The sequence below is a fragment of the Gilliamella apicola genome, assembly GCF_003202915.1.
Classification (GTDB): domain Bacteria; phylum Pseudomonadota; class Gammaproteobacteria; order Enterobacterales; family Orbaceae; genus Gilliamella; species Gilliamella apicola_Q.
In genome coordinates this window covers 946,089-953,736 of record NZ_QGLP01000005.1, presented here as the reverse complement: position 1 = coordinate 953,736, position 7,648 = coordinate 946,089, and the positions used below count along the sequence as shown (strand labels likewise).

The 7,648-nt window shown below is 39.0% G+C and carries 6 protein-coding genes; all 6 read left to right on the top strand.

Features of this window, described 5'->3' with window-relative positions; all coding sequences use genetic code 11:
- Positions 1-1,646 (top strand): VENN motif pre-toxin domain-containing protein (locus DKK79_RS10630; RefSeq protein ID WP_181415301.1); only part of this gene is annotated, 1,646 nt, incomplete at its 5' end.
- Positions 1,646-2,098: a hypothetical protein gene (locus tag DKK79_RS10625; protein ID WP_110424037.1), complete on the top strand. Its 453-nt coding sequence runs from the start codon at positions 1,646-1,648 to the stop codon at positions 2,096-2,098. The genes DKK79_RS10630 and DKK79_RS10625, both read left to right, overlap by 1 nt.
- A gap of 277 nt (positions 2,099-2,375) precedes the next feature.
- The gene (locus tag DKK79_RS10620; protein WP_110424036.1) at positions 2,376-2,846 is read left to right on the top strand and encodes a hypothetical protein; all 471 of its coding nucleotides are present in this window, start codon (positions 2,376-2,378) and stop codon (positions 2,844-2,846) included.
- Positions 2,847-3,374: 528 nt separating this feature from the next.
- Positions 3,375-4,769, top strand: coding sequence for a VENN motif pre-toxin domain-containing protein (locus tag DKK79_RS10615; RefSeq protein WP_110424035.1), 1,395 nt, complete (start codon positions 3,375-3,377; stop codon positions 4,767-4,769).
- A complete protein-coding gene (locus DKK79_RS10610; protein ID WP_110424034.1) occupies positions 4,766-5,086 on the top strand; it encodes a hypothetical protein in 321 nt (106 codons plus the stop codon). Before DKK79_RS10615 ends, DKK79_RS10610 begins: the two co-directional genes overlap by 4 nt.
- A gap of 216 nt (positions 5,087-5,302) precedes the next feature.
- Positions 5,303-7,633 (top strand): hemagglutinin repeat-containing protein, encoded by a 2,331-nt coding sequence (locus tag DKK79_RS10605; protein ID WP_146212024.1) that lies wholly within the window; start codon positions 5,303-5,305, stop codon positions 7,631-7,633.
- Positions 7,634-7,648: the final 15 nt, after the last annotated feature.

Here is a 7,648-nt window from a genome sequence, read left to right as displayed (position 1 = left end):
TCAGTGACGGTGAGTTAATCATTCGTGACCAAGATAAACAAACACAAGATATTAATGAACTCAGTCATGATACCGAAAATGCCCATAGCAAACTCAAACCAATCTTTAATAAAGAGGATGAGCAGACTAGATTAAACATTGTTACTAGCTTAAAAGAGTTAGGAGAGCAGGTAAAAGAGCTCGAACGCACTATTCATAAAGATGCCGGTAAAGACTCCCAAGATGGCAAAATGGGCAATGACTTTAGTAAAGGCGTTGACTCAGCTGTATCGATTATTACCGGCATTATCACCGGCGATATGACCGGCGGCTTAACTGGCGCCAGCGCACCATGGCTAGCTGAGCAGATAAAGATACAAGCCGGTGATAACGAAACCGCGAGGTTAGTTGCCCATGCAATACTTGGTGCGGTAGTGGCTGAACTACAAGGCAACTCAGCATTATCAGGAGGTGTTGGTGCAGTGGCCGGTGAAGTTGCAGCAGATATCATCCGCAAACAACTGTATGGCAAAGAAGTCAAAGATTTAACCGAAGAAGAAAAACAAACAATCAGCGCACTATCTCAACTAGCATCCGGCCTTGCAGTAGCTGCCGGCGGTGGTAATATTGGTAATGCTAGTGCGGCTATTAGTAGTAGTAAAAATGCGGTGGAAAATAATGGTTTGAGTTGGGCTGATGGTGGTAATGGTGGTAATTTTATTGGAATTCCATATGAAACTGGAGCAAATTTAGATAATAACCTCGATGCCTATGCTCAAGGTTATTTGACAGAGGAAGAAATTATTCAGTTAATGGACGATATGAACTCAGGACGGTTCATGTATGACCCTTTAAGAGAGGATTTTAAACGTTTTCCAGAAGATCTTGCTATTTTGGTAACGCCGTATGGAGATTATATTGCCTTTAGAGATGCCGATAATTTGGGAGAGTATGCGATTGCATGTGTTGGGATCTTACCGATTTTTAAATATATCAAAATTGGTGGTAAAATAATAAAAGTAGAGACCAAAAGTGGTCTATCATTAATAAAAGAAGCTGAAAACGCCTATAAAGCAGGAGATATAACTAAGGGTAATCAGCTAATGAATCAAGCGGTAAGTCATGGTACTGAAGTTGAAACAACCGTAATTAGACAAGCCCATAGTTCAAATGCTGGAAAGGGGACAAGTGGAGCGGGACAAGCTGAAAATGCTGCTTCTGAGTTACCCGCCTTACCTCCGGGTAAACAAGGTACCGTTATTAAAAATGCACTAGAGCCACATGAATATCAACAAGCATTAGATATAGTGAAATATAAAGGTGGTACTTTTAAAGGAGCAGAAAAAGCAAACAATCCTGGTATTGATGGTTGGCTTGATGGAGTTCCTGTTCAATTGAAAGAAGTTCAAGGGCAAAGTATTCATGCGGTCCGACGAAATATTACTGATGGTGCTAAGGATATGGCTAAGCAAGGATATAAAGGTGATTTATATATAGATGCCTCTAAAACAGGTGTCAGTATGAATGAAATGATCAATCACTTTAAACCCGGTTCTCCAGTATCCAACATTACTAAAGAAGGCACGGTAAATAATATATATATCAAAACTCAGGACGGTTGGTTAAATGTCACCGGTGGTTCAATTAAAAAGGGAGTAAGTAAATAATGTCAAATAAAATTCTATTTCCTATAAAAGAAATTCCTTCTTTTGAAAAGTTATTAGATGTTATTGTTGATGGTTTTCATAATTTATCGCTATCTACACAACAGTTAACAATAGGAATATCAGCAAAAAAGGGATTAAATTTATCTGATAAAATCATATTTATTCAGGACAATTGTTATGAATATTCATGTTGGATAAGTTTTAATTATTTTGAACCTGAATATATAAATGAGATTGATGTCGATTATCCTGTAATGGTTGGAGTAGGTTATCGAGGCCTGTCTAATCAAAAATTTGCTGTTCTGCTTACTTACGTACTAGCCAGAGCACTAGAATCCAGAGTAATTTATGACGATGCTTATTTAGTACAGCGAAAGGATGATTATCCTGTTCAAGAATTAGAATCTTTTGTTGTGCAATATATAAAAGAGCTTTATCCGGTAGATGAGTAATGGAGCTCCCCTGCCTAATCAGCGGGGGAACTTTTATCGTTTTTCTAGATCTACATAGCAAGCCTGATAATCAGTTGGTCTTGTACAACTTTAACCAATACAACCTGACCTGCATAAAAGCCCTATCGGCTAAAAGCAGAGGATTCTAGAAGTATTACTTATTATTACGAAAAAGGTAACATATTTAAAAATAAAGATTATAGAATCATTTTGATAAAGGTGGTAAGCCTATTGGTGATTGGATTTTAGATAAATAATACTAAAAAGGAGAGTTAATATGTCTAGCTTTGTTGATGGTTATATAGAACCAATATTAAGTCAGATTGATTTAGAAAATTTAATGGACTATATTAAAAATAGTCAATTGGGAATAGAAAGAATTCCTAAAAATGAACTATATAATTATCCTGACTATTTAATTCCAAGTGGAAATGTATTTTCTTTTATAATTGGCGACGTTCCTGGCTATCCTGATGCTACTTACTTAATAGATTATTGTGAATATGCCCCAGATGCTGATATTGGTTTCCCTACAAATCCTAAAGAGCGTTTAGATATACTTATTAATACATTGATTGACATGATTAAAATTACCCATGCATCAAAATTGGTCGTTTCAATAAATGATTGTAATCAGATTGAAACCATAAAAAAAATAAAGTTCGCTGAAATGCGAGACGTTATTCATGCTGATTTTGCAAAATATCAAAATCCACCAGATACACTTTATGAAATCATCTGTAAATAAAATTATAATTAAGTTTTTCAGAACTTGATAATTTAGCTTGTCATAAAATATAAAGCAGTTTTATCAACTTGAATTGAAAAATTTAAAATGTTCATATGGAAAGATGCACTATCAAATTGGCATCTTTCTATTTATCTTTACAAATACACTTCAATAAAACAACTCAAAATAATCATTATCTAAAAAATACAATCACCAATTAGAGCTGTTACTAGTAATGACAGTTTTTCACCAACCAGTGGCCAACCAACCATTTATGACCATAACGATGAAGCCTCGAATATTACCCATGCGGCAATCAGTGACGGTGAGTTAATCATTCGAGACCAAGATAAACAAACACAAGATATTAATGAACTCAGTCATGATACCGAAAATGCCCATAGCAAACTCAAACCAATCTTTAATAAAGAGGATGAGCAGACCAGATTAAACATTGTCACTAGCTTAAAAGAGTTAGGCGAACAGGTTAAAGAGCTCGAACGCACTATTCATAAAGATGCCGGTAAAGACTCACAAGATGGCAAAATGGGCAATGACTTTAGTAAAGGCGTTGACTCAGCCGTATCAATTATTACCGGCATTATCACCGGCGATATAACCGGCGGCTTAGCTGGCGCTAGTGCGCCATGGTTAGCGGAGCAGATAAAACTGCACACCGGGCATATGGGTGAAGATGGTAAATGGCAAACCGATGATATTGCCGGCAACTTAATTGCTCATGCAATACTTGGTGCGGTAGTGGCTGAACTACAAGGCAACTCAGCATTATCAGGAGGTGTTGGTGCTGTAAGCGGAGAGCTAGCGAGTAAAGTAATTATCAACACCCTTTATGGTGGTAAAGATGCCAGCGAGTTAACCGAAGAAGAAAAACAAACCATCAGCGCACTATCTCAACTAGCCTCCGGTCTGGCAGTAGCTGCCGGTGGTGGTAATATTGGTGATGCCAGTGCGGCTATTAGTAGTAGTAAAAATGCGGTGGAAAATAATGGTTTGAGTTGGGCTGATGGTGGTAATGGTGGTAATTTTATTGGAATTCCATATGAAACTGGAGCAAATTTAGATAGTAACCTCGATGCTTATACTCAAGGTTATTTGACAGAGGAAGAAATTATTCAGTTAATGGACGATATGAACTCAGGACGGTTCATGTATGACCCTTTAAGAGAGGATCTTAAACGTTTTCCAGAAGATCTTGCTATTTTGGTAACGCCGTATGGAGATTATATTGCCTTTAGAGATGCCGATAATTTGGGAGAGTATGCGATTGCATGTGTTGGGATCTTACCGATTTTTAAATATATCAAAATTGGTGGTAAAATAATAAAAGTAGAGACCAAAAGTGGTCTATCATTAATAAAAGAAGCTGAAAACGCCTATAAAGCAGGAGATATAACTAAGGGTAATCAGCTAATGAATCAAGCGGTAAGTCATGGTACTGAAGTTGAAACAACCGTAATTAGACAAGCCCATAGTTCAAATGCTGGAAAGGGGGCGACGGGAACAACATCTAATGGATATAAGGTCTCAAATGGTGCAGATAATGCAATAGCTAAAGCTGATTTAGATCATCCTATTGTTCAATCTCGTATTAATGTAAAAACTGGTGACACTGATTCTGGTTGGGTTCATGTACAAAATCGCCATTTTTCAGGTAAAACGAATGCTAGCCAATTTACAATTAGTGAAACAGAGGTTAAGGCTATTCTAAATAGTTCTGAAACTGCTAAAATTCCAATTAGTAATACTAGATCTTCGTATAACAAGATCACTGGTCAGACAGATACTCTTTATGAGAGAGTTATTACATTAGATAAAAATATAGGTATAGATAAATTTAGCGGTAAGCCAACAAATACTATGACGCTACTTACTGATAAAAAAGGCAATTTAGTAACAGTAACACCAGGAAAAATAAAATGACTGACGATCATCAATTAATGGAGGAATTCAATAAGATGGAACAAGAGATTGTAATTCCTTACTTAAAAAAAGTTTTTAATACAGTGGGTTCAGCGTGTTGCTTATATCACATGATAGAACAAGGTGAAGAAATATATACTTATCTTATTAATGGTGAATATGTTATTACTCTTGAAATTTCTCGGATTGATAATTCAATTATAAATGACGGAATTATCGCTGTTGAAGAATATGCAAAAATGAAGAAAGGTAAACAATATAATTCTTATCTAAAAGAGCTCTTAGAACTATCCCAACGGAGCGATTTTCAAATTTAGTGTTATTGTAATAAAAGATCCCTATCACCAATGTGAACAGGGATCTATTTATCTCTTTCTAGATCTACATCAAAAGCGCAATAATTAACTTGTTTTGCTTGTACTAGCTTAAACTTAATCTGACAGACACTACCTACTCATCGGTATTCTTTCTAATACAATGACTGTCTGATGAGTAAAATAAATTCTCCAGTTGCCTTTCTTTAGCCTGTCCTTTTGTCTCAGCCCAAGTTTGCCAAGGTGTCTTACCATAACCACAACGAACAGACCAGCAGCAAAGACTGGGGCTCAGCGCAACTGTCTGATACCGAAAAATTCACCGGCTACATGAGCAGCAAAGACCAATACAACAGCAACAACGTCGAACAAATACGCAGCCAAGTAGGCAGCCTCAACGGCAACGTCAACATCATCGCTGGCGAACACTACACCCAGCAAGTAGCCGACATCATCGCCGCCAACAACCTCAACATCATCGCCAAAGACATCACCGTCCTTGACGATGCCAACCACGGCAGCGCCCACCAAAGCAGCAAAGACCTCAAAATCGGCAACTTCACCAAAATCAGCTCCCCCCTCATCGACCTGGCCAACGCCGTCGACACCCTCAACCAGAGCAAAGCCGACGACCGCACCAAAGCCCTGCAAACCATGGCTGCCCTTGGCCAAGGCTACACCGCCTACAGCGCCGGCAAAAACATCCAAGATGCCAGCCTAATCAAAATCGAAAGCGGCATCGGCTTCAAAAGCAGCAAAAGCCAGCAAGACAGCAGCTACCGCCAGTCACAGGCAAACCAACTTACCGCCGGTGGCAACATCAACCTCAACTCAGCCCGCGACATCATCCTTGAAGCAGGCCACAACCAGCACAAAGCCGATGGCAAAAACAGCAGTGCCGGCTTAAGCGTAGGCGTAGGTGCCTCAATCGGCGTCCAAACCGGCGTCTACATCTATGGCGAAGCGGGCTTCAGCTCCGGCAACAACCACCTTAATGCCCAAACCCACAGCCAGACCACCCTCCAATCAGACAAACTCAGCCTAACCAGCAAAGGCAACACCACCCTGATCGGCGCCCAGGCCAATGCCAACCGCATCGATGCCAACATCGGCGGCAAACTGAGCATCATCAGCCCACAAGACCAAATAGACCAAAAAATCAGCCAGAGCGGTGCCAACATCCACGTACAAGGCGCCGCCATCGCCTCCACCGCCGCCAAAGAGCACAACCAGCTCACCACCAACAGCCTCACCTTCACAGACATAGAAAACCACTCCAGCTTCAAAGCCAGCTCTGGTGGAGCCGGTGCAGAGGCTGGTAAAGTTGCAGCAGATATCATCCGCAAACAACTGTATGGCAAAGAAGTCAAAGATTTAACCGAAGAAGAAAAACAAACCATCAGCGCACTATCTCAACTGGCATCCGGCCTTGCCGTTGCTGCCGGCGGTGGTAATATTGGTAATGCCAGTGCGGCTATTAGTAGTAGTAAAAATGCAGTGGAAAATAATACAGAATCAATGGACTGGTGGCGTGAAAAACATAAAGACAGTACTGAGTATTATAAAGATAAACTTAGAGAAATTCTTGGTGAAAATACGATTTCACAAATCATCAATGGTGCACTGACTGCTTATGGTGATACGGTCGATCTTGGTGCAGGTGCTGCAGATACTGTTCTTGATGGCGTTCTAGCATTGAGTAGCTGTGCGGTGGGGGTTAATTATTGTGATACCGCATTGAACGACTTGAGAAAAGCAGATCAAACCGTGGCAAACGCCGTAAATGCGATCATTAACGGCCAAGCATGGGATGCAATTAAAGATAATTTTGTTAAAGCTGCTAATGGTGATCAGATAGCCCTAGAGAATTCAGCGGCATTGTTAATTGGTATAATTACACCGACTAAAGGATTGGGAAATGTAGGTAAGACAGAAAAACTTATCAATAAATCAGATAAAGTTATTTCAGATGCTAATAAAGCAGGTAAATTGGATGAGGCATTATCTGATGTTAACAAATTAGACAAAGAATATTTTGAAAATCAGTATGGTAAAAATAATGTTGAGCAAGGATTTGGTGATTATAAAGAAATAAAGGATAATATAAATAATAATCATTCAGCAAATCAACAGGCTAATAAAAACAGTAATTTTGATGAGCATGTAGTAAATGAGAAAGGCTTGGCGAATGCTGGAAAGGGGACGAGTGCAGCAGGACAAGCTAATAGCAATGCGACTAATACAGTAAATGGCACTAAATTAAATGCTCAATTAGTTGGTCAGGAAATTGCTGGAGGGCATGCGTTTGATAAACATGTTATCAAGCAAGGTGAATTTGAAGATTTAAGTATAACAACTAAGGAGCAATTTGCCTTACATATTGAAAAAGTTGTTTCTAATCCAACATCGATAAAAGAGTTAAATAATGGACGTCTTGTATATTGGGATCAATCTATAGGAACAGTTGTCATAAGAAATCCAAAAGCAAAAGATGGCGGAACAGCGTTTAGACTTACAGATGGACGCCAATATTTTGATGATTTAAATTAATAAAGGTTATATAGA

What these genes read in the sequence shown, in the direction of transcription:
- DKK79_RS10620 (WP_110424036.1), top strand. Translation starts at nt 2,376, where the DNA reads ATGTCTAGCTTTGTTGATGGTTATATAGAACCAATATTAAGTCAGATT.
- DKK79_RS10625 (WP_110424037.1), top strand. Translation starts at nt 1,646, where the DNA reads ATGTCAAATAAAATTCTATTTCCTATAAAAGAAATTCCTTCTTTTGAA.
- DKK79_RS10610 (WP_110424034.1), top strand. Translation starts at nt 4,766, where the DNA reads ATGACTGACGATCATCAATTAATGGAGGAATTCAATAAGATGGAACAA.
- DKK79_RS10615 (WP_110424035.1), top strand. Translation starts at nt 3,375, where the DNA reads ATGGGCAATGACTTTAGTAAAGGCGTTGACTCAGCCGTATCAATTATT.